General features: G+C 33.5%; 19 protein-coding genes. 5 read left to right on the forward strand and 14 right to left on the reverse strand.

From position 1 onward, the window contains the following. Window positions 1-240: 240 nt before the first annotated feature. Genes FB551_RS08815 through FB551_RS08825 form a run of 3 tightly spaced genes read right to left on the reverse strand, consistent with a single transcriptional unit; the run spans window position 241 to window position 1,471 of the window. Entirely contained in the window at window positions 241-573 is a 333-nt protein-coding gene (locus FB551_RS08815; protein ID WP_047433465.1) for a transposase, read from the reverse strand. Next, window positions 552-968: a hypothetical protein gene (locus FB551_RS08820; RefSeq protein ID WP_047433466.1), complete on the reverse strand. Its 417-nt coding sequence runs from the start codon at window positions 966-968 to the stop codon at window positions 552-554. The genes FB551_RS08815 and FB551_RS08820 overlap by 22 nt, the downstream gene beginning before the upstream one ends. 38 nt (window positions 969-1,006) lie before the next feature. Next, complete coding sequence (locus tag FB551_RS08825; protein ID WP_142016819.1) at window positions 1,007-1,471, reverse strand: hypothetical protein; 465 nt, start codon at window positions 1,469-1,471, stop codon at window positions 1,007-1,009. Between the two features lie 572 nt (window positions 1,472-2,043). On the opposite strand from FB551_RS08825, the gene FB551_RS08830 reads away from it, so the two are divergent. Together FB551_RS08830 and FB551_RS08835 are read left to right on the forward strand one after the other, a co-directional pair. Then, complete coding sequence (locus FB551_RS08830) at window positions 2,044-5,034, forward strand: ligand-binding sensor domain-containing protein (protein ID WP_142016821.1); 2,991 nt, start codon at window positions 2,044-2,046, stop codon at window positions 5,032-5,034. Continuing rightward, window positions 5,027-5,665, forward strand: coding sequence for a response regulator (locus tag FB551_RS08835; RefSeq protein WP_142016823.1), 639 nt, complete (start codon window positions 5,027-5,029; stop codon window positions 5,663-5,665). Before FB551_RS08830 ends, FB551_RS08835 begins: the two co-directional genes overlap by 8 nt. A 100-nt stretch (window positions 5,666-5,765) precedes the next feature. On the opposite strand, the gene FB551_RS08840 is transcribed toward FB551_RS08835, so the two are convergent. After that, the gene (locus tag FB551_RS08840; protein ID WP_142016825.1) at window positions 5,766-6,908 is read right to left on the reverse strand and encodes a hypothetical protein; all 1,143 of its coding nucleotides are present in this window, start codon (window positions 6,906-6,908) and stop codon (window positions 5,766-5,768) included. A 1,206-nt stretch (window positions 6,909-8,114) separates the two neighbouring features. On the opposite strand from FB551_RS08840, the gene FB551_RS08845 reads away from it, so the two are divergent. From FB551_RS08845 to FB551_RS08855, 3 genes are all read left to right on the forward strand, one after another. Further along, window positions 8,115-11,102, forward strand: a complete 2,988-nt coding sequence (locus FB551_RS08845; RefSeq protein ID WP_142016827.1) for a ligand-binding sensor domain-containing protein — start codon at window positions 8,115-8,117, stop codon at window positions 11,100-11,102. Beyond that, window positions 11,095-11,730 carry a response regulator gene (locus tag FB551_RS08850; RefSeq protein WP_142016829.1) on the forward strand — a complete coding sequence of 212 codons (636 nt, stop codon included), beginning with the start codon at window positions 11,095-11,097 and terminating at the stop codon, window positions 11,728-11,730. The genes FB551_RS08845 and FB551_RS08850 overlap by 8 nt, the downstream gene beginning before the upstream one ends. A gap of 336 nt (window positions 11,731-12,066) precedes the next feature. Next, window positions 12,067-13,338: a dicarboxylate/amino acid:cation symporter gene (locus FB551_RS08855; protein ID WP_142016831.1), complete on the forward strand. Its 1,272-nt coding sequence runs from the start codon at window positions 12,067-12,069 to the stop codon at window positions 13,336-13,338. Window positions 13,339-14,753: 1,415 nt separating this feature from the next. Here FB551_RS08855 and FB551_RS08860 read toward each other — a convergent pair. From FB551_RS08860 to traM, 10 genes are all read right to left on the reverse strand, one after another. After that, complete coding sequence (locus tag FB551_RS08860; RefSeq protein WP_142016833.1) at window positions 14,754-15,611, reverse strand: EboA domain-containing protein; 858 nt, start codon at window positions 15,609-15,611, stop codon at window positions 14,754-14,756. An 88-nt stretch (window positions 15,612-15,699) separates the two neighbouring features. Next, window positions 15,700-16,542 carry a hypothetical protein gene (locus tag FB551_RS08865; protein WP_142016835.1) on the reverse strand — a complete coding sequence of 281 codons (843 nt, stop codon included), beginning with the start codon at window positions 16,540-16,542 and terminating at the stop codon, window positions 15,700-15,702. A 52-nt stretch (window positions 16,543-16,594) separates the two neighbouring features. After that, window positions 16,595-17,173 (reverse strand): hypothetical protein, encoded by a 579-nt coding sequence (locus FB551_RS08870; RefSeq protein WP_142016837.1) that lies wholly within the window; start codon window positions 17,171-17,173, stop codon window positions 16,595-16,597. After that, window positions 17,160-17,717 (reverse strand): hypothetical protein, encoded by a 558-nt coding sequence (locus FB551_RS08875; protein WP_142016839.1) that lies wholly within the window; start codon window positions 17,715-17,717, stop codon window positions 17,160-17,162. The genes FB551_RS08870 and FB551_RS08875 overlap by 14 nt, the downstream gene beginning before the upstream one ends. A gap of 22 nt (window positions 17,718-17,739) precedes the next feature. Next, window positions 17,740-18,297, reverse strand: coding sequence for a hypothetical protein (locus FB551_RS08880; RefSeq protein ID WP_142016841.1), 558 nt, complete (start codon window positions 18,295-18,297; stop codon window positions 17,740-17,742). A gap of 30 nt (window positions 18,298-18,327) precedes the next feature. Next, complete coding sequence (locus FB551_RS08885; RefSeq protein ID WP_142016843.1) at window positions 18,328-18,915, reverse strand: hypothetical protein; 588 nt, start codon at window positions 18,913-18,915, stop codon at window positions 18,328-18,330. 45 nt (window positions 18,916-18,960) lie between these two features. Next, window positions 18,961-19,458, reverse strand: coding sequence for a hypothetical protein (locus tag FB551_RS08890; RefSeq protein WP_142016845.1), 498 nt, complete (start codon window positions 19,456-19,458; stop codon window positions 18,961-18,963). Between the two features lie 21 nt (window positions 19,459-19,479). Then, window positions 19,480-20,340 carry a DUF4138 domain-containing protein gene (locus FB551_RS08895; RefSeq protein WP_142016847.1) on the reverse strand — a complete coding sequence of 287 codons (861 nt, stop codon included), beginning with the start codon at window positions 20,338-20,340 and terminating at the stop codon, window positions 19,480-19,482. After that, window positions 20,337-22,694 (reverse strand): TraG family conjugative transposon ATPase, encoded by a 2,358-nt coding sequence (locus FB551_RS08900; protein ID WP_142016849.1) that lies wholly within the window; start codon window positions 22,692-22,694, stop codon window positions 20,337-20,339. The genes FB551_RS08895 and FB551_RS08900 overlap by 4 nt, the downstream gene beginning before the upstream one ends. Window positions 22,695-22,727: 33 nt before the next feature. Further along, complete coding sequence (traM, locus tag FB551_RS08905; RefSeq protein WP_142016851.1) at window positions 22,728-23,897, reverse strand: conjugative transposon protein TraM; 1,170 nt, start codon at window positions 23,895-23,897, stop codon at window positions 22,728-22,730. Window positions 23,898-23,900 lie beyond the last annotated feature (3 nt).

Raw genomic sequence — 23,900 nt, forward strand, 5'->3', positions numbered from 1 at the left:
TAAAACATTCTTAACAGTATATATTCAATACAAAAACTCAGAGTGAAATTTCGCTCTGAGTTTTTTATTTTTAGTTTTAAAAGGATTATGATTACGGTAGAATCTAATGCTTAAGCTCATTCAAATTTCCAAAAAATACACACTATGGAAATTAATAAAAAGAGTATCACTGCGGATACTCTTTAAAACTTAGAAAAAACGTGCTAATATATACTTCATTACTTGAGAATAAAAAGCAGATTATACTAAAAATATCCGCTTCCACTTTGTAATGGTATTTCTGCTTAATTTAAAATGCTTCGCTAACTGACTGTTATTTAATTGATGCTTTTTTTGATAATCAAGGATTTCAAAAATAGTCTGTTTATCATAAGATTTGAACTTTTGATTTTCAGATGACCCATCAAAAAATATAATATTATTAACTTTCAAAACATCAGATAAAGACATTGTTTCTTTTGATAGATATTTCTTTACATATTCTAATTTTTCCGGACATTTAGACTTTATGAAATCATGATAAATCCTTTTATAATTAGGTCCTGCATTTATTATTTGTACTTGCTTATCCATTTATTCAATGTTGATTTTGGGATCCGGTATTGAGTAATGATTTCTACCGAAGTCTTTTTTTTATTTTTTAAGAGCTCCAATATATAGTCTATAATTTCCTTTGTATAGAGACTTTTCCGGAACTGAGGCAGTTTTGATTTCACTCCATTTTTATTTTGGCTGGCGATGGGAGCGTATAATATTAAATGATTGGAATAGAGACGGAAAAAATCATATTTCAATAATTTCGACCATTTTAGAAGTATATCAACGTCTAATGATTTCTTAGAATACATTTCGAGAATCTCCTTTTCTGTTGAATGTAAGAATCTGCAGATTCTGCTCATCTCAATATCCTGTTCATTGACACATTCATACACCAATGCACCAATGTGAATGTCTTTCAAATTTTCCATCTTTAATTAATTTATATCTGTATTCGAAAAGTAATATTTTATAAGAAGTAAGTTCCTGATTTATCCTTTATTAAATTGTTGGATATATCCCCTAAAAGCTTGTGGATTTCATTCTCACTACAAAATGTAATATCAATATTTTTTCTTAACAGCTTCCCTGAAGAATTTGAAAAAAGAATAATTAAATATTTTCGATAGGTCCTTTCCAGTATTTCTATCCTTACAATTTTTTTTTGTGGCATTTCAAAGACTGGATTTCTTCCATTTGAAAGCCATTGATAGCTTTTAATAGAAATCACCTTTCCGGAATTCTCATATTCAAATATAAACCGGTTTTTTAACAGCCCATATACCAGTACCAATAAAACGACCAGGGAAAAAACCTCTGAAGTAAAAATGTATCCAAAAAACATGAGAATACCAATGCTCAAAGAAAGTAGCGACAATAGAACTAACTGAACAATCATATGATGACTTACTCTCTTCTTATTATTTATTTTCATTACCCTTCAATTATTAAATTTGTCTATTCTTATTTATTTTCTCTGTATATATTTTGAATTCAAATGGCGGAATACTGTTATTCCATTCATTCCGGGAGCTTGTACAAATACGCTGATTGCACTCTCTTACAGCCCTGCTATTAAAAATGTAACTTTTATAATTTTAACCATACTTAATTTTCCATGTACATTGATTCACCTACCACTCACCTTTTATTCTTTAAGACAAAGTGACTTCATTAATAATTTAATTAACTAAAGCATGTTATTTCTTTAAAAACAAGAATAAAAACATCTCACAAAAGTGAAATAAATACAGAATTTTGTTTAAAAAATTTGAGAATTTATTTAACTTTTAATGGTTAAACAAAGCATTAAAGTTACTAATGCAAATGTCTGATAATCTTAACAAAAGGTAAAATAATTACTGTAAAAATAGATTAGCAATATTGTAATTTTTAATTGCGTATCATGTAGTTTTTAAATGACATTTAATTCTTTCAACAATGATTTATTTTTACTACATTTATATTAATTGAACCGAACAAACACAAATGTACCAACGCTCCTCAATGTATCATAAAGCAGTTATATTGCTGCTATTATTCCGGATACTGCTATGCTATAGCCAGCAAACAGCTTCTGTATGGTATGACACAGATAATGGTCTTCCACAGAATAGTGTAAAAGATATTACTAAAGATCAATACGGATTTATATGGCTGAGTACAGAAAACGGTTTAGTACGCTACGATGGATATAATTTTGTAACGTATAATCATCTTGATCTTAAAAACAACAGATTTACTTCTTTTTTCGGAAGTATTGAAAAAGATTCCATTTATAATTCTACAGCTTATACGGAAAACATTGTTTTATTGTCCAGAAGAAATGTAAGTGTTTTACATCAGATGAACAGCTGTACTCAAAAAATGTTGGATGAAAGCAAGTTATATGGATTATTTGTAAAAAACGGAACTCCTGAAAAAATAGATCATAAAGACTTCTTCATTTATTTTGACAGAAAGAATTCCTATCATCTGTTTAATAATGGAACTATACAATATAATGATAAAAAGATAGTATCCCTAAAGGAACTGCATAAGCATTATATAGCCGATACTTTTTGTTTTGGGCAAAATATTTTTATTATTGATAAGAGGTTAAAAAAAATCATCAGAATATCTTCAGGGCAAATCAGTTATTTAAATGCTTCAGAGATTTTCTTCCAGAATCACGTCAAAGTATACTGGAGTCAGATTAACAATCAGTGTTTTATCTTTCATAATAAGTCATTGTATAAGGTATCCTATCAAAACAATACCATCGGATTAAAAAAAATGATAGATTATGATCTTAATGAAAACTCTTTAGCATCTGTTTATCATGATGAGATTAATAATAAAGTTTATCTCGGTACCTTATCAGACGGTTTGAATGTAGTGAAGTTTAATAATTTCCATGTGGCCAACCGGTCAAACAAATCTTATGAAAATATTTTTTATTCGATACTTCCTTTTGAAAATGATAAAGTAATTACTGCATCTGGAGATGTATACAACGAAAACGGACTGATAAAGCAATATCATTTTAATACAACCAGCAAATATTTTTTATTCTATGATCCACAAAAAAATATTTTTGTTCAAAACGGCAGATCACTACTTCGTTTTTTCAAAGGTTCCGATTATTCAAAACACGAATCCCTGTATTTCAAGGAAACACCACCGTACGTTTTCAATGTCAACCATTGCTATATTACAACGTTACATCTGCCTTCATTACAATCTCAACTTTCTTTTTATAAAGATTCCGGTTTCAAACAGCCGTTTTTACAGTTTTCAATACCCAATATTGTTACATCAGTACAAGAGCTGGCCCATAATAAATGGCTGATAGGAACCAGGGATGCCTTGTATTCGATGGAAGAACCCTCTTTTACTCTTACAAAGATCTCTACCCGTTCATTACATGTAAGAGAAATTACAAAAGCAAAAGATGGGAATATTTGGATCATGACCCAGGGAAATGGCTTCTTTCTATACAAAAAGGGTCAGCTCATTAAAATGCCCGAAGATAAAAACGGATATCTTTCATTTTCACATACGATTCTGGAAGACAAAAATGGTTTTCTCTGGATCAGCACCAATAATGGTTTATTCAAGGTGCTGAAAAGTAACCTGCTGCAATATTTAAAAGATAAAAAAACGTTACCCTACTACTACCGGTACAGTAAGGAAGATGGCTTTAAAACCAATGAATTCAATGGAGGCAGTTCTCCAAGTGCCGCAGCTCTCCAAAATGGAAGTTTTGTGTTTCCATCTATCAAAGGACTGGTATTCTTTGATCCTGAAAAAATAAGAAGCTATTACCCTAAAAATTTCTTTTTGGAAAGGGTTATATTCTATGATTACAAAAGTAGGATACAGGGAAAGCATATTAATCTGGAAAACAATTTTTATAAAACGATAATTTTAATAGATGTTCCTTATTATGCTAACAGAGCTAATTTGGTTATTGAAGGAAAACTGAAAGGTTCCAAGAATGAAAGATGGGAAAGGGTAAGCAGTGACGGCAAATATTATATCTCAAATCTGGAACCGGGCCAATATCAGCTTATGGTGAGAGTATTGACTTCTCCGAAAGGAAAATACATCTATAAAACAATGGATATCAGTGTAAAATACTTGTTTTACCAAACACCTATTTTTAAATTCTTTATTGTTTTACTATTGTCTCTTATTGTATTTACATTCTTTAAAATAAGAATAAAAAGGCAGGAACAGAAAAAAAGAGAACTTGAAAAAATCATTACCATAAGAACCCGGAAACTTTCAAAGACCGTCTCCAAACTGGAAGATACCAAGGAACAGCTCCGAAAAGAGAGTGTACAGCAGAAAAAACTTTTGGAGACCATAAGTCATGATATCATTACGCCCATAAAGTATTTATCCATTACCGCCCAAAAGTTATATGAGACAGACGAACATGATCGTTACATACAAAAGAAATATTTCGAAAGTTTCTACACATCTTCTGTAGAGTTTTACAATTTCGTGAAAACGCTAAAGGAATATGCAGAGATATATAACATTTCTGAAAAAAATGAAATTTATAATATTTATGAGGTGGTAGAAGCTAAAAAAGCTCTTTTTGAGGTTGCAGCGAAAGAACAAAACACTCTTATTATCAACAATATTAAAGATCCCACTTACTCAAAAAACAACCAGAATGTGATTGCTGTCATCATTCATAATCTCATAGATAACGCGGTTAAAAATACAATTAATGGAATCATAGAACTTTCTACCACTGAAGATAGCAGGACCTTTTTCCTGGAGGTAAAAGATACGGGTAAAGGAATGAGCCGGGAACAGATGACCTATTATGAAAAGCTTCAGGATAATATTGAAAATGAGAAGCTGGTTTTACAAAAATACAGTTTAGGACTACACCTTATCCTTCAGCTGCTTATGATGATTAATGGTAGAATTGAATTTAAAAATAACACACCCAACGGAACCATAATATCCATTAAAATAAAAAAACAAAAAGATGACTAGAAAAATTATTATTGCCGATGATCACTTCGTAGTAAGATTAGGCACTACCCTGATTCTGGAATCACACTACAAAGATGTAAAAGTTTCCTGTGCAGAATCCTATATGGAACTCACAGAAAAATTATATGCAGAGTCGTTTGACCTGCTCATTTTAGATATCAATATGCCGGAAAGCAAATATTTGAGTATGATTGGTGAAATAAAAACAATACAGCCCAATCTTAAAATCCTGGTCTTTTCAGTATATGACAACGATATTGCGGTACAATATATCATTGAAGGAGCGGATGGTTACATTAATAAATTATCGGATGAAAATAATATCCTGGAAGCCGTTCAGCAAATATTAGAAACCGGAACGTATTACTCCCCGGATATTGTAAAAAAGCTTGTTTCTTCCGCTAAAAAAGACACTCCCATCAACCCACTGGAAACATTATCCGAAAGGGAGAAGGAAATATTTGATCTTCTGGTGAAAGGATATGGGAATATTGAAATATCGAATGAACTCAACCTTCACCTTTCTACGGTGAGTACTTACAAAGCAAGAATTTATAAAAAATTAAATATTAAGAATACTGTGGATCTTGTAAGGTTGGGCGATAGAAATCAAACGCACAAACATAAATAAATGTACGATTTTTGGTATTCTCAAAATTGACTGAAGCACTGAGTGTATGAAAAAACGGAATAAATATTCCGTTTTTTTTGTAATGATTATGACAATTGTATTACTGTTTTTTTGACTTCATTTTCTTTTGTAATTTCTGGGTTAAGACAACTAGTTTATTAATTTGTTCTTTTTGGAAATCAATCTGCCTTTGCTGTTTTATAACATGTAAGTAAAGCTCTTCCACCTTCTCCAGTGTCTGGGTTGAAAGTTCTGATAAATTAAATGAATAGAGTCCATTTTCCGTTTTTGCTAAATCATTAATAGAAGTTACCCCCGGTAAATGATTGTTCTGTTTAATAAATTTTTCTGTATCATAAATATTTAAGAATTTATATTTAGAATTCAGTAAAGATTTTCCAGTGTAATACTCTTCAAATACATAATCAGGGTAAGTGGCTGTTGCTGTTTTAATACTTCCATTTACATTTAATTTTTCTGAACCAAAAGCAGGTTCCGTAGCATACCCTACTGCCAGATTATTAGTTGCTGTAATATTCCCTGCTGGCGAAATATGCATCCGTACCTCGCCTAAAGCATCTCCAGCCGATGTTGTTATAAAATCTATTCCAGAAGGAAAATGTGTATTTGTGGTTCCTAAAGTAAGGACTGAACTTTTTCCGGTAGCCATAATCTGTGCTGCCGAATTTGTATCACAATAGATAAATAAAGAATAATTTCCATTATTGGAAAAACCCATTGAAGATCTTGTTCCTGTACCAGAATCCTGCACTATACCAAGGCCGGCACTATTATTAATAGTGGTCGTCTGTTGATTCACGAATTTCAGATCACTTCCATTTTGGGTAACCGTTCTGGTATTGGTAAGAACACCATCTGCATTATAAATATTATTATAACTACTGATCAGCTTCTGCCATACTACCCCATCAAAATAATAGTATCCAATTGCATCAATATTCACTCTTGGTCCGCTATTGTCACCCGTTGAGATATCTGTAATATAAATTAATGCTCCTTTTTGATTAGTTCCATAAAGAGCATCTCCTTTAGCAGAAAGCTCTGCCCGGGTAAGTCGTGGTGCCTGAAGTCCGTCAAGATCAGTAATCCCTAGTTTTCCATTAATATCCAATGTGGAATTAGGCGCTGTAGTATTAATCCCTACACCTGCATTCTGTGCAAAAATGCCAGAAGAAGCTGCCAATAAGGCTGCTGTTAATAAAGTTGTTACATTTTTTTTCATTGTTTTTATATTTGTGTTTACACTTTTTATGAAGTGGATAATATGAGATAAGCAAGTACATATAATTCTTATACCAATTTCTGCATGATTAGCATAAAAGGAATATCCGTTTGCTTAAAAAATAGAATAGAAAAAAGGCCTTTTGTTTAAGGATAAACAAAAGAATAAAATTTTTACAGAGGCTCTATAACCTGAGATAAATGTAGTATCCTACAGATGTTTTTTCTACTTTTTTGAAGTTTAAATATATTTTATTATTCTTTCATTTGCATTTTTTATCATTAGTGATCTGACAATTCTCTTATTAAGAATTAAACTCATTTATTTTAATGATGGTACAAATTTAATAGATGAAATCTGAAAAATTTAATTCCTTGCGTCAAAACAAATTGTCAGTCATGTAGTATTACATCTTATTTCTGTAGTTTAAAAATTACAAACCACCATAATGAATAAACTGACAGCAGGTGTTTTACAGTACGAAGATTCCTGCTGATGCACTGTAAAAGAAAACCCTCAATAGCAGGATTTTCAAAGGTCCCGGATAAAAAATCAACTATTGCGTCATCCAAAACAGCAGCTGCAACCAGTTCATCAACGCCTTCCGCTTCTCTTACATGACTTCTTATTGGGAAGTTCTCTTTCTGTCAAAAGCACAATTATACGTGGACCACACTTACTATTTTTTATAAAATAGAAATGAAAAATTAAACTACCTATTGAAAAATGACAATTAAAATTGTATTATATGTAGTTTTATAACTACAGGTTAAAAAAACTCTTATAGAGAACATTTATGTACTTTTACGAAAAATATATAATTGATAATATATTGACAAAAATAATAGAGAGTTACTGCCAATTTTTAAGAGAATTCATCTTTTAAAAATAAAAATCAACTATTTACCTGTCTGATATTGATTTTATTCTATAACAGATGTCATTAATCATAATTATCAATTATCAAAAACTATTCAACAGAATATCAAAACAAATAAGCTGCGAATCATCAAAGAATGCAAAGTTTAGCAGGTATTTAATTATCCTCTACAGCTTACTCTGAAAGCCTTGGAAATTGAGACAACTATCATTTTAAATGTAAAAGCATCTGGTTTTACAATGACACTCGATACTTCTACCGGCTTTTAAAATTGCAAATTTTTACAATTCTATACCATGAATACTTTATAATGACAAGTATTAAAAATGTTTTACAAACAACTTATAGTTCTATTTTTCATCAATATACAACTGTATTGCAGCCAACAGACGGCTTCGGTATGGTATGATACAGATAGAGGACTTCCTCAGAACAGCGTAAAGGATATTATTAAGGACAGGTACGGATTTATCTGGATCAGCACAGAAAATGGTTTGGTACGTTATGACGGAAATAATTTTGTCACCTATAATCATCTTAACTTTAAAAATAACAGATTTACCTCTTTTTTTGGAAATGCAAAGAAAGATACTATTTATATTACAACAGCTTTTGATGAAAATATTGCATTAATATCCAAAAGAAATGTAAGTATTCTGAGTCATCAACTTGGCTGCCTTCAAAGAGTATTACGCGAAAGCAGATCGAACCTTATTTTTACTAAGAATACAATAGAGGATAAGTTTGAGGATACCGATTTCTTTATTTATTTTGGTAAGAACAACTATTATCATTTGCTGCATGACGGGACAATACAATATAGGAATAACAAAATTACAACGCTGAAAAATCTTCGTCAAAGTTATATTTCAGATACATTTTGTTTTGACAAAACTATTTTTATTATTTGCAGATCTTCAAAAAAAATAATTAAAATTTCTCCAACCCGGATCACTTATCTGGATGCACCTGAAATTTTTTTTAAGAACGATACCAAAGTATACTGGAGCCAGGTAAACAATCAATCCTTTATCATCCAGAATCACATGTTGTATAGAGTACATTACGAATACAATAACTTCAGTTTAAAAAAATTAACAGATTATGACCTTAATAAAAATTCTTTATCTTCCATCTATCATGACGAAGCGAACAATAAGCTGTACCTGGGTACATTATCTGATGGATTGAATGTCATAAAATTCAACAATTTCCATGTTTCCAATAAATCGGATAAATCTTATGAAAATATTTTTTACTCCATACTTCCTTTTGGAAAGGATAAGGTCATTAATTCCTTAGGGGATGTATACAATAAAACCGGGCTGGTAAAACAGTATCATTTTAACACAACCAATCATTTTTTTTTACTGTATGATACTCATCAGAATATTCTTGTTCAGCAGAGATCAGGCTTAAGACGTTTTTTCAAACAGTCTGATTATTCTGAAAAAGAAAATCTTATTTTTAAAAATGAACCCTCCCGTGCCTGGAAACTGAAAAATTATTTTATTGTAACATTTCACAAACCTATTTTAAAATCTACGCTTTCCCTTTATAAAGATTCCAGTTTCAAAAAGTCGTTTTTACAGTTTTCCATTCCCAATATTATAACCACTGTGCATGAATATGGGCGTAATAAATGGCTGATAGGTACGAGAGATGCCTTGTATTCAGTAGAAGGACCTTCTTTTAGTCCTAAAAAAATTTCTACACAGTCATTACATGTAAGGGAAATTACAAAAACAAAAGATGGAAATGTTTGGATCATGACCCAGGGAAATGGCTTCTTTCTATACAAAAAGGGTCAGCTCATTAAAATGCCTGAAGATGAAAACGGATATCTTTTATTTTCGCACACCATTTTAGAAGACAAAAAAGGTTTTCTCTGGATCAGCACCAACAATGGTTTATTCAAGGTACTGAAAAGCAGCCTGCTGCAATATTCTACAGACAAAAAAACGTTACCCAGCTATTACCGGTACAGCAAAGAAGACGGTTTTAATACGAATGAGTTCAATGGAGGATTTTCTCCAAGTGCGGCAGCCCTCCCCAATGGAAATTTTGTATTTCCTTCTATCAAAGGTCTTGTATTTTTTGATCCTGAAAAAATAAGAAGCTATTATCCTAAAAACTTCTTTTTAGAGAGGGTTATATTCTATGATTACAAAAGTAGGATACAGGGACAGAATATTAATCTGGAAAACAATTTTTATAAAGCGGTCATTTTAATAGATGTTCCTTATTATGCCAACAGGGCTAATTTGGTTATTGAAGGAAAACTGAAAGGTTCCAAGAATGAAAAATGGGAAAGGGTAAGCAGCGATGGCAAATATTATATCGCCAACCTGGAGCCGGGACAATATCAGCTTATGGTGAGGGTACTGACCTCTCCGAAAGGGAAATACATTTATAAAACAATTAATGTCAATGTAAAACATCTGTTTCACCAGACATTGATCTTTAAATTATTCATTATCTTGCTATTAGCACTTATTGTATTGACCCTCATTAAAATAAGAATAAAAAGGCAGGAACAGAAAAAAAGAGAACTTGAAGAAATTATCGCCATAAGAACCCGGAAACTTTCAAAGACCGTCTCCAAGCTGGAGGATACCAAGGAACAGCTCCGAAAAGAAAGTGTACAGCAGAAAAAACTTCTGGAAACGATAAGCCATGACATCATTACGCCCATAAAGTTTTTATCCATTACCGCCCAAAAACTCTATGAAACAGACGAGCACGACCATTACATACAAAAGAAACATTTTGAAAGTTTCTACAAATCTTCTGTAGAGTTTTACAATTTCGTGAAGACCTTAAAGGAATATGCAGAGATTTATAATGTCTGTGAAAAAAATGAGCAGTATAACGTCTACGAAGTTGCGGAAGCTAAAAAAGCTCTTTTTGAAGTTGCTGCCAAAGAGCAAAACACTCTTATTGTCAACAATATTAAAAACCCGACTTATTCGAAAAACAACCAGAATGTGATTGCGGTTATCATTCATAATCTCATCGACAATGCTATTAAAAATACCACCAATGGAGTTATAGAACTTTCGACGACTGAAGATATCACTACTTTTTTCCTGGAGGTAAAAGATACGGGTAAAGGAATGAGCCGGGAACAGATGACCTATTATGAAAAACTTCAGGATAATATTGAAAATGAAAAGCTGGTTTTACAAAAATACAGTTTAGGGTTACACCTTATCCTTCAGCTGCTCATGATGATCAATGGTAAAATTGAGTTCAAAAACAATACTCCAAAAGGAACTGTTGTATCCATTAAAATTAAAAAAAAATATGACTAGAAAAATTATTATTGCAGACGATCATTTTGTCGTAAGATTAGGCACTACTCTGATTTTGGAATCACACTACAAAGATGTGAAAATTTCATATGCTGAATCCTACACAGAGCTTACGGATAAGTTATATGCAGCACAATTCGATCTATTAATTCTGGATATCAATATGCCGGAAAGCAAATATCTGAGTATGATTGGTGAAATAAAAACAATACAGCCTGATCTTAAAATCCTGGTCTTTTCAGTATATGACAATGATATTGCCGTACAATATATCATTGAAGGAGCGGATGGTTACATTAATAAATTATCGGATGAAAATAATATCCTGGAAGCCGTTCAGCAAATCTTTGAAACCGGAAATTATTACTCCCCGGAGATTGTAAAAAAACTCGTTTCTTCAGCTAAAAAAGACACTCCCATCAACCCACTGGAAACATTATCCGAAAGGGAAAAAGAAATATTTGATCTCCTTGTGAAAGGGTATGGGAATATTGAAGTATCAAACGAACTCAACCTTCACCTTTCTACGGTGAGCACTTATAAGGCAAGAATTTACAAAAAACTGAATATAAAGAATACTGTTGATCTTGTGAGATTGGGAGACCGCAATCAGGCCTATAAAAAATAACTAAAATCATCGTACTTATTTTAAACATGAGGTTTTATTGTATTGTTTACTCTGCTCATATTCCCTGTGAAAATCTTAATTACAGAAGACCGTAGAGAATGATAATCAACATTATGGATTAAATGAAAAATGAAGATTATGGCTGTGAGGTCAATCGGAGGCTCAAATAACATTTCAAAAAATTGAAACTTTTTCTAAACCTTTACTACTTTCTTATTTCCATACCAGGATAAGAACTGTTTTCAGGAAGAGGATGCCCTCCTATATTCTTTTTTACTCAGATTCAATACTATATTATCCTATAATACAGCACTTTACAACTATTACAATAATCTTATGAAATCAAAAAAAATTTATCAGCAGCTTTATTTTCAGGTTGTTATTGCTATCATTGGCGGAGTAATTTTAGGCCGGTTTTATCCTGAAATTGGTGAGAAAATGAAACCCTTGGGTGACGGTTTTATCAGGCTGGTTAAAATGATTATTGCACCGGTTATTTTTATTACTCTTACATTGGGAATTGCTCACATGACAGACCTTGCAAAAGTGGGCAGGATTGCTCTAAAATCAATGATTTATTTTCTTACCTTCTCTACCCTGGCACTTTTCATTGGGCTTATTGTAGGAAATCTGCTACAGCCCGGATCCGGATTAAACATAGATCCGGCTAATCTCTCCGGTGATATTTCTCAATATCAGCAGAAAGCGCATGGAACAACAATCACGGAATTTCTCACCAATATTATTCCCGACACTTTGTTGAGCCCCCTGGTGGGTGATAATATTCTTCAGATCCTATTGGTTTCAATTTTAATGGGGGTTGCTTTGGTATTAACCAAAGATAAAAGCCAGAGTATCATCAATTTTTTGCAGGATTTATCGGCACCTGTTTTTAAAATTGTTCATATACTGATGAAGCTTGCTCCTATTGGGGCTTTTGGAGCAATGGCATTTACGATCGGAAAATATGGTCTTTATTCTGTTTTAAATCTTATTTTTTTGGTAGGTACTTTTTATTTCGCTTCCCTTCTGTTTGTCATTGTCATTTTAGGGGCTGTGGCGTGGTATAATGGATTTAATATTTTCAAACTCATCATTTATCTTAAAGAAGAAGTTCTTATGGTATTGGGAACCAGCTCTTCAGAATCTGCCCTGCCCGGGATTATGGAAAAGCTTGAAAAAGCAGGCTGCTCAAAAACTATTGTAGGTTTTGTAGTCCCTACCGGTTATTCTTTTAATCTTGACGGAACCAATATTTATATGACTCTTGCTTCACTCTTTATTGCCCAGGCTCTCAATATCCAACTATCAATCGAAAAACAGCTGGTTCTACTTCTGGTTGCTATGTTAAGTTCCAAGGGTTCAGCAGGAGTAACAGGAGCCGGTTTTGTTACTTTGGCCGCCACATTGGCTGTTGTACCTGAAATTCCTATTGCCGGAATGACTCTGATTTTAGGAATTGATAAATTTATGAGTGAATGCAGAGCTGTCACCAATGTTATTGGCAATTCTGTGGCTACCGTTGTTGTGGCTAACTGGGAGAATCAACTTGACAAAAAGCAGCTTCAGCTATGCCTTAGCCATCCCAATAAAGATCTTACTGAATAAAAAAGTATGACCTATCCCTTTTAATAATAATCGCTTCGACAGGCTCAGCCTGACAGCTTAAAAATTTCGATTGGTATTAAAGGTGTGACCCTGAGCCCATCGAAGGGCTATCAATAAGAAAACATTTTTAATCGTTAATATGGAGCAGTAATTAAAAAGACTGGTTAAAAAAAAGTATTTCAATATTTAACTTTATAAAGCCCGGTTTTTAACATTTTAAAACCGGGCTTTTACAACTCTAAACTTTTAGTAATCACAACAAAAACTTCATCCATGTCATTAAATAACTACAACTCTGATAGCCTTTTAAACTATATAATTCTATAGCTTTGCTTCAAACATCAGAAGTTATTTTGCTTATACCTATTTCTATTGACAAGCCTTAAATAAGCATTCATTAAACATTCATTCTATTTAGCTACCTGTATTTTTAGATGATACAGGATTAAGATGAGCTCAATGAGCTCATCTTTCTGTTTATCCTTCCGTAAAACAACAACTACATCATATAACAATTTATAACTTCATAGATATAGTTTAATGTCTACAACTTATATTTCTTATTACTAAGCTATTTCAATAATTTTGTCAAACATTAAATTGTTTATGTATACTGTACTGTTAATACTGAAGGTAAATAAAAGTTAGAAGGACTTCTTTGAGTACAAAACTATATCTGCATGGTCAATTTCCGATTTTTAATACTATACCATTATTCATAATATAAATTCATCATTTTAAGCTTTAAGGTATATAAGTCGGAATAAGCCAGGAGACTTTTAAAGATATAGCATAGTATTATTAGTATTTAAGTGTACAATGAAAGATGGGCGTTTTGCTCATCTTTCTTTTTTCACCATTCATTCTAGCTGCTTGGATAGCATTTACTATATGAAACCACGGAACCAAAAGACATCTCCAATTAAGATGACTGACAGTAAAATAGTGGATTTTAAACTGAAAAGTGAAGCTACAAGCTTTGGGAGAAAAAGAATATCTTGAATGGTTTTGTTATCATAGACACAAACACAAAAGGATCACCAGAAACTCCCTTTCTTTGAGTCTACTCGTCAAAGTGGGAAGATATGATCATCTCATTTAAAGAGACGAGTGTAAGCGATATTAAGACCTAATCAAAGAAGATCTATGGTATCGAAATCTACTTCCTCGATTGCTATGATACATGTAGATATAAAACATATTGATGCCGCTTCCACAAAGGAAGCGGCCAAAAAACACTTTGGATCATTACCATCCAATGCAGTACATATTTATATGCTTTCAAATCCTGCAGAAATAATTGAGCCCCTTACAACAGCAATATATATACTATTTTTCTGCTAAAATAATCTCCTATTATTAATTCAAAATATCCTTTATTTTCAGACAAAAAACATTTATTATTTGATAAATTTTTATATTTCTTTATTCTGGATATTATATTGTTCTCCGATATAGTTCCATAAAGTAGTATTTATAGGCCTTAATATATTATTGCATGTGTTGGAAGCATTTTCTCTCAGTACGATGATGGCTGCGTGCCTTGAGAGCTGGTCACCAGATTCAATAACTTTCAACAGATCTGAGGTAATCTCTTTAGTGACAAATCCGTCCGTCAACCGCCAGATCTCCGGAGATACGGTTTTCCCAGCAGACCACCTTTCGCGAATAAAATTGTTGGCGATGAAAGCCAGTTTTCCATTGTTACGCAAATCCAAATTGGTGATTTGATAGAGCGGACGTTTCATAAACAATGCTTTAAGGACCAATTGATTCCAGGAATCCATAGGCAGGTATTTGGCTGCAAAAGGGTTTAAAATAGCGATGGAATCAAAAACAGAAGTGATATGGGTTGTAATACCCTCTTCAACAAGGGGAACAAACTCACAGGCATTTTCAAGGAAGAAAATTCCCTTGTAGATACTGATCAGTTCGCTGATATCTGCTGGCTGCATAAGCTTTTTTACGACAGCTACATTCTGATCTTCAGGAATACAAAGCATCAGTAAACATTGGCAGAACTGTTGAAGGTTCCATTGGCCGGAAGTAAGGCCTGGATACAGTTTTTCAAGGTTTATTTTCTCAGATGAGCTCCATTCCGGTGAAACCGATGGAATCATTTCTGGAATCCGTCTGAAGTTCTGAAAGAAAAGGGTTTCATTTTCATATATCATCATAGTTTTCATCCAATCCATCTGGTCTTTCGGAAGCCTGGTCCGGATCAGTGCGTATATTATTTCGCAGGAATTATTTTTAAAAGTATGCTCTGTCATCTCAGAGTAGTGTTTTTTGAATTGTTATTTAATGGTAGATGTAGGAATGACCTCTTAATTAAAAATAAATACATCTCTTTCATATGTATTATTTTCCCCGTAATTTATCATAAGCTTTTCCAGGTAAACCTCTCAGAACAGAACCGGCCTTATTACTAAATCTGTTACCTGATTCAGGATCTACCAAAAGATTAGCAAATTGTGGAACTTTTAGTATCATAAGTATCATGATAACCTGAAGAGCAATAGAAAGGAGAACATTAGTAAATTCTGTATTTCCAACAGGCAAAAGAACTATAATCACTTTCAGAATCGTTAATATGGGCTCCCACAGCAATATAGACAGGAAGCCAAAGAACCATGTCTTCAGAATTCTTTCATTAGATATAATAAGTGAAAACGGTAAGACAATCATTCCCAAAACATAATAGACAAATATCATCAGTAATTGCCTCATTAAAATGTACCCTCCAACAATAGAAGCAACAAAATAAATAATGATGTGAAACAGTTCTAAAAAAGGATTGACCTGCAGTACATCATACACTCCATTCCCATCTGCTCCTGTTCCCTGCACATGGGTTATCCCCCTTTGGAATGCCTGTTCAAAATCAGCAGGGCTACGTCCTGTCACTTTATAGGCACCGTGTTTTATGATCTCTGATAAAATATCTACCGTATCAAATAATAATAATTTGACCAGGGGAATGTATAAAGTAATAGCCATAAGAGTAAGAATGGGCCTTAACAGTGCATCACGTCCAATCTTTTCATCCGGATCCGACATTGCTTTCATCACTTTGTACCCGACAAAAACAAATGTAAATGTAACGGCTATGAGCAGCACATACGGTCTCGTCTCGTTAATAAACAGGTCAAATCTGGTTTGAAGAATTGTCCTGTATTGATTTAGAATTTCTTGTATTGTCATTTACTTTGTATTTTTTAACATCACTGATTTTTGTATGTTGTAAATCTTACTACTATTTAATTAAGACTTTATTGATTACCGATATGGATTGCAGATCTTTCTTTATAGACAAAACAGTGGCTCTGATTTTCAAAATCCTTGTTAAAAGCTTTCCAAAAACAGTATAAAACTGTCCTAAACCTCCGGAAAGAAGTCCTGATGCTAGATATCCCCTATAGTCACTTTCGGCTTCCTCTAAGTATCTGTTTTCAATGGCCAGCTCTTCGGATTTCTTTCCCAGGGAATGTTTAATAAATAATGGATTGTATTTGATGATGCTGATCACCTTTCTGAGATCTTTTATATCTGTTTTGGTAATTTCAATCGTAGCGATAGCGGCAGCAGCAAGTGCAAGGCTCTGCAGACTTTTAATGCTCTTTTTGTCATCAATCTCTTTTTCCAGCTTTATAAGTTTTTCAAACAGCTCATTTTGTTTATCTTTTAAAACAATTTCTGCTGCTAATCCTCCAATAATTCCAGTTTTGGTTCCTGCAACGGTATAATCATTAATATCAAAAGACCAGGTCTGTGTATAAAAAAAACTAAAGCTAAAAAGAAGCAGGAATGCGGATATTGGTTTAATATGTTTCATCTTCCAGTGTTACTCGTATTACTTTATCTAAGGCCTGTTGAATGAAACGCAGTCTTTCTCCTTCAGGAATATAGTTACCGGTATCCAGATAGTTGGTAATATTTTCTTTCTCAGCATCAAATTTCTTTTTGAATCTTCTTCTTACCAAAGCATTTGAAAGTTTACTGCCTGAAAGCGGGGAAACTGGTACTATCGGATATTTATACTTTATATAATCATAACTTGTTCCGGATAAAAATTTCAATAGATCGTCTTTTTTTGAAGCTAAACCAGATGATATGCGGGTAAGTTCCTGATTAGGCTCTATATAAATATCTTTTGTTCTTTTCGTAACAGCTGTTCTTGTTACGGCATATCCATCCAGCTTTCTGTGTGCTGAGGCCATATCTTTATAATATTCCTTAGACAGGAGATCATTAGCAGACCAATTCCAAGTGAAATGAAGTGTCACAAGCTGCGCTTTAGCTAATATAGATAACAATAGTACCCCTATGAGAACTACCTTAGCACTGAATGATCTGAAATTAACATATAGTATATTCATGCCTTTAAAAATTTAGATTAAACTATTTAGTAAACTGCCGGACTAATTTCCTCCTCAGCGTACTTTCTTTGATATTATCTTCTACCCGATCCAGTTTCCGGTTAATGGCAGACAGCGATGTTCTCAGGTCTTCATACAGATTAAATTTTTCTCCCAAAATGACGGCTTTTTCACCATTTAAGAAATGGGAAGACATATTCTCAATCTGACTGTCTGCTGACAGCAGATAAACCCTGTTCTCTTTCTTTTTTGAATAATACAGGAAAGAAAGATTTTCATTATCCTGTCTGAGTTTTCGGGATCTGTCTTTCACATTATTGATAATATTATTTACCGTAAACAGCCAGATAACAGATCCAGGATAATAAATAAGCCTTTTTCTATATTCTTTATAAAAATCTTCTGTCCTTTTCTCTGTTGTTTCTTCTCTGCTCTTCAACAAATATTTTTCTACAATAATCCCACCTGAGCCAAGATTCGACGGAACATCTGAAATCGGGCCAACAGGGTTATTGGCAAACGGCTGGGAATAAGCTCTTATTGAGGCAAATACTAACAGTACTAACAGAAACCTGTACATATTGAAATAAATTTAGAGATGAATGAAAAACTAGAATATAATTTCAAGGTTCTTGATTAATTGGATAAGTCCAGGATTGTTTTGTATCAGAGATGCTAAAGCTGGCAAAGTCATCACGCCAACAACTTCCTTATCATTTTTAGAATATACCCTTATCAGCTGATCCCGGATTCTGTAAATTTCCTGTCTTTCGGCTGCCTTTATTTTTGAAGCATCCACATTCTGGAGGGAAAGAAGTGCAGCTTTATCTAACGCTAAAGATTGTAAATAATCCTTCTTAACATTGGTTATATAAGGAAGTTTTTTAAACTGATTCAATAGCACAGGTCCTATCCCTAAAACCCCGGTCTTTAAAGACTTAATCGTATTATTTTGCTTATCGAATTTATCAGACTTTTTATAATTCCTTTCTAAAAATTCTTCATCATTCCTAATCATTTCTTCCAGGTAATCATTCTGGATTTTTAACTGAACTGCTCTTGCCGCGGTATGTCCAGCAATTTCTAAAAGCTTTTTTCTTGTATCCGAATCGGTATTATTCAAATGGATAGCAACATGTACAAACTGAGCTGAAAACAGCTGAAATGCAAAAAAAAACAACAATGGTAATGCTCTCATAATAAGGGTATTGTTAAAACTTATAATACATGTGTAATATTGATATTACTTGGGTATAAGGCCTAATTTGTAGAACAGATTGCTTTGTTCCGCCTCATATTTCATTTCATCCAGTTCCTGAATCAGAAAATTTAAAGTACCCATAAATCCTGCATCCAGTCTTTCTCTGTTTCCGCGGTTGATCTGTATTCCTACCCCAGCTATAAATGCATCTTCCAATATGCTGTTGGCAGCTTTAATATATTCCAGTTTCTTTCTGCATTTCCTTTTTTTAATAGGATTAAAATAAGGGTTGCAGACATTGGAGTACTTTGAAAAGTTGATAAGATCTTTTTTAGAAATGGTAGTTCTGGCTAAGTTTTCAATTTCATTAACTGCCGCAATCTGAGCCAGCTCATCCAGGCTTTTTTTAGTCGCTTTTTCATAGTCGTCAGTGGCATTTTTCTCAAAAGTCCTTTCCACTAAACCTATGGGATCAATATAGGGTATCTGCCCCTGATACTTTAATGAAAAAAAAAGCAATAGCAGAATCAGATATTTCATAACTGAATACATTAACTGTTTCTATATATATTCCGGGAATAAAAGTTTCTTTCTGGGAATGCGGATATTGACGCTTCTGCCTCCGGCATGCTCCCCTACTTCCAGGCTCAGTATTTCATCTTCATTCAATGTGAATTTGTCGAAGATGAAGGTAAGAACCCTTGTTTCCCCCAGTTTAATATTTCGCTGCTCACCACAGGTTTTTACCGGGGTCAGGATTCTCTCCTGATATACATAATCTTTTTTGGCGGCATTATGATTCTTAAGCTTTGATCTGAAAAGGATCTGGTCTATATCCAAAGTGATTTTAGACGTATTATAAATTTCTACGCGTAAGACAATTTTATTCTGAAAGTTTCTGTAATAGATTCCGTTCAAAGTAAGGTTCAATCCATCATGAGTATCTTTGATTTTTACTGTTGAAGGGGCACTTTCAGATAACATACACAATTCCTGAAGATCCTGCGCTGTCCTTTCTTCTTTTTCAATTTTGTAAATGCTTTCTTTTGCAAAATAATCGATCGTGGTAAGGGTTTCCACCGCCTTATACGTTGTGATATCCGGATTTCTGTTATACTCCATATCAATAGAGTAATAGCTTCCTTTACCATTAATCACGGTAAGATTTGCCTGCTGGCTTTTTAAGTTTTCCAACTCTTCACCTGTATGCTTTAATTTGAGCATATTACCAATGGTATCGGCAACGAAATAGGTAGATCCCACATCCACATATTTTATTTTTTCATCAAAAATAATGTGTGTGGTTTTCACATCTGAAACTTCAATGGCCTGGCGCTGAGATAAGGGTTCCAGTATTTCCTGGGCAAAAGAGACCTGAGAACATATAAAAAATAGAATAAATAATATAATGTGTTTTTTCATTTCTTTTGAGAATTTAAGTCAATAAAATCATTAATGGCCACCGACATATTTCCTTTGGCTTCGTATATTCCCCGGATTACTTTGTTTTCATCGGCATTGGAAGAGTAACAGGCATATCTTTCCGGGGATACTTTCACTTTATATACATTAGACATACTTCCTACTTTAACATATACCTCTCCTTTGTCTGTAGAGTAAAGTTTTTGAAGATCAGATTCACTGAGTGATAAATATTTAGAAAACTTGTCTTTGGATGCCATTTTCTTTTTATGGGAAAGCATGATCAGAGTATCTGTATTATTCACCATGGCTGGTCCAGCAGCTGTATCCAAGATATCTTCCAGATCCTGGGTGGCAATGGCAACTTCTCCATAAAACTTACGGACGGTCTTGTACAAATACTTGATAAACTCTGCCATCTCTCCTTTGGAAATAGGCTTCCAGCACTCGTCTATAAATATTGATTTCTTCACGCCCGGGATCTTTTGGATCTTGGTCATCACCAGATTAATACACAACATGGTAACTAAAGGAAACAATGTCGGGTGATCTTTGATATTATCCATTTCGAATACAATAAAACGCTCATGAATCAGGTTGGCAGGTTCTGCTGCATTAAGTATATCTTTGTAATGTCCATCGTAAAAATCTCTGAGAGAGAGTTTAAAGCTGACCTTGTCAAAATAACTTGATTCTTCTTCAACAGCTGAATTTTCCGATATAAACTCATAGAAAGTAGCCATAGAAGGAAAAACATCATTATTGACGACATGTTCGTAATAAAGATCGAGGTAAGTGGACAATATTTGTTTTTCTTCTCTTGAAGCACCTTCTTCTCCCTTCCATAAGAAAAAGATCAATGAAAGCAGAAAGGTTTTCTTATCTATGTTGATTTCGTCTTCATCGTAGTAATAGAAAGGATTAAACTGTAAAGGAGAGTTTAAGTCATAGGTAAAATAAACACCTTCCACCAGTTCACATAACTTTTTATACGAGTTTCCGATATCGATCATAACGATATGGTGGCCCTGTTCATAATACTGACTCGCAATATGATTGATCAGAAATGACTTTCCGGTTCCTGAAGGCCCGAAAATTAATCTGTTTCGGTTCACGATGATTCCCTTTTTCACAGGCTCATCCCATAAGTCAAGACGTAAAGGAGATTCATTCTTACGGTCACAGAAAAGAATTCCATCTTTATTGCTCTCGTAATAGGACTCAAAATTCAGTAATGAAGAGGTTTGCTCTGATATCCCGATAAATTTATGATTCTCTGAAATATAGGCAGGCGCTCCCGGGCAATTGTTCATATATAATTCATTGAGCGCATACTTTACCTGATAAGGAGTAATTCCCAGATCCCTGAAAGCATTTTCCAGTAAATTGACATCATGTTCCAGTTTCTTTTGCGAAACATTCCAGACAATCACACTGAAGTGCTGATAAACAAACGTCAGCTCTCTTTCCAGCACATCTTCTACAAGATCTTCCACCTGCGAATAAGTAACCTGATTTTCTCTGGAAAGTATGGCCATACTTTTAAACTGATTCATTTTGGTCTTCAGAGAAGAAAAAACTTTTTCTGAATCCTCAATAAAAATCACCTGATTATAGATATGGTTTACATCCAGCCCTGCGGATACCGGCTGTATAAAAGGAATTCTGAAGTCAGTTTTTGGGGTGGAATATTCAATACTTTTGATGGTACTATTAATGGTAATAGGAAGCTGATTGTTGGAAGAAATCGTATACAGTTCTGCAAATTTATTTCCTATCTGTAAGTTCTTATCAAAAAACATATCCCTCAGATTGGTCTCCCCTTCTTTTGAAAGAGATAAATATTTTCCCAACAGGGCGATAATCTTATTATTATCCAACCTTTCTACTGTGAAAAAACCTTCCTTTGTTAAAAATGAAAGACTCGATTCCACGGCTTTGATAAAATCATCTATTCCATCTAAATATTTGTTATACTGGCTGGAATTATTAAGGATACTTACTTTACTTTTAGAGTCTTTTATTATGGTGAGATAACACTCATGACTCATTGTAGGCTTTTCATGAAAAAACCTGTTATCGCTTGATGCTAAAAAATTAGGACTGTCCGATACCTGCTCTTTGATAGAATCTACAAAAAAGAAATCCTGTTTCTGCAAGATTGTTCCGGCAGGTAAAGATCTGATTACTTTGTCAAAAATAACACTGATCTGCTCAATCTGATCGCTATCAAGCGAATATATCTGAGGGAGCATCACTTTATACACCAAGCCAACATCCCCTTTTTTGCTAATTAACAAATCATCGTCTACCGCTAATATGTTAAAAGCCTTTTTGATATCTATATCTTTCATAATCTTAGGAAATAATTATTAAACCATTGCGCTCTAATTAAAACCAGAGGCGTTATTTGAGGATCTTATATTGATCCATAACTGGTATTTTTTAGGTAAGAACACTCTCCTTTTTTCAAATATTTCTTTGCTTATTTCTTTTCCTGCTGATAAAATGGCCAGGTTTCTCGCCTCCTTTAAATCGATCCCGGTATTACCCCCTAAAACAGAGCCGCCATTTGTTCCTCTTTGAATAGCATAATCGAAAACATCTTTTGATACCGTCGAAGGGATTTTAAGCCATGACTGATTATTCACCTGAATACCTTCTCTCCCATCATAGTCATATACTCTAAAGTTTAACTGGTACAGAACATTATCTTTTTTATAGCTTTCAATATCAATATTGATACGGTCTTCCCCTAACGATATTCTTCCATAAACAATCGAATTCTTAGGAATTACCAAACCACCCGGAACATCTGTAAGCCTCATATCTTCTTTTATCCTGATAGGGATAATATTTTTATCTAATATTCTCTTCTGCTCTAAGGTTTCTGAAGGAATCAGCTGTAAAATCTTTTTATTGTTTCCGGCCGTTGTTCCCTGGAAAAAATTCTTTTGATCACGAACATCATTTTTAGCCAGATCCTTTTTATTTTCCTTAGTTTTTAATGTATCACCGGAATCCAGGGAATTTCGGGAGGCTGCACCTTCCGTTAATCCTGCACGGATCTTATCCTGAAGCTCAAATATTTTGCTAAGGCTGCTTTCAGTACCTGAACCATAATCGGAACCATAACCTGAATTTGAACTATAACCGGAATCTGAAGGATAACTTCTTCCCGGTGAAGAGATATTGGATAAAGCTTTCATATAGCGCTCCTGCCTTTTGGCATAATCATTTTCTTCAGTTTTACCGTCAAAACTCTGAAGCTGTCCCTGTAATAATTTTTCATCTTCGGGAAGTTCTGTATCTATGCCATACTTTCCATCTTTTGAAAAGTATTTCTTTAAATCCCTTTCATCCTGATTATAGATTTCTAATTTTGATTTTTCTTCAAGCTGTTTCTCATCAACATTAGGAGTTAATATCAACTTATCATTTGACTCCTTCATTTTTGGGAATAGTATCAGACTGATAATTAAAATAAGAATACCTAGAGCAGCTACAAAAACAACCCCAATAATGATCTTCTTTTTTTTGTCCAGATTTGCAAACATATT

It is taken from the genome of Chryseobacterium aquifrigidense (genome assembly GCF_006716485.1).
In the GTDB taxonomy this organism is placed as follows: domain Bacteria; phylum Bacteroidota; class Bacteroidia; order Flavobacteriales; family Weeksellaceae; genus Chryseobacterium; species Chryseobacterium vietnamense.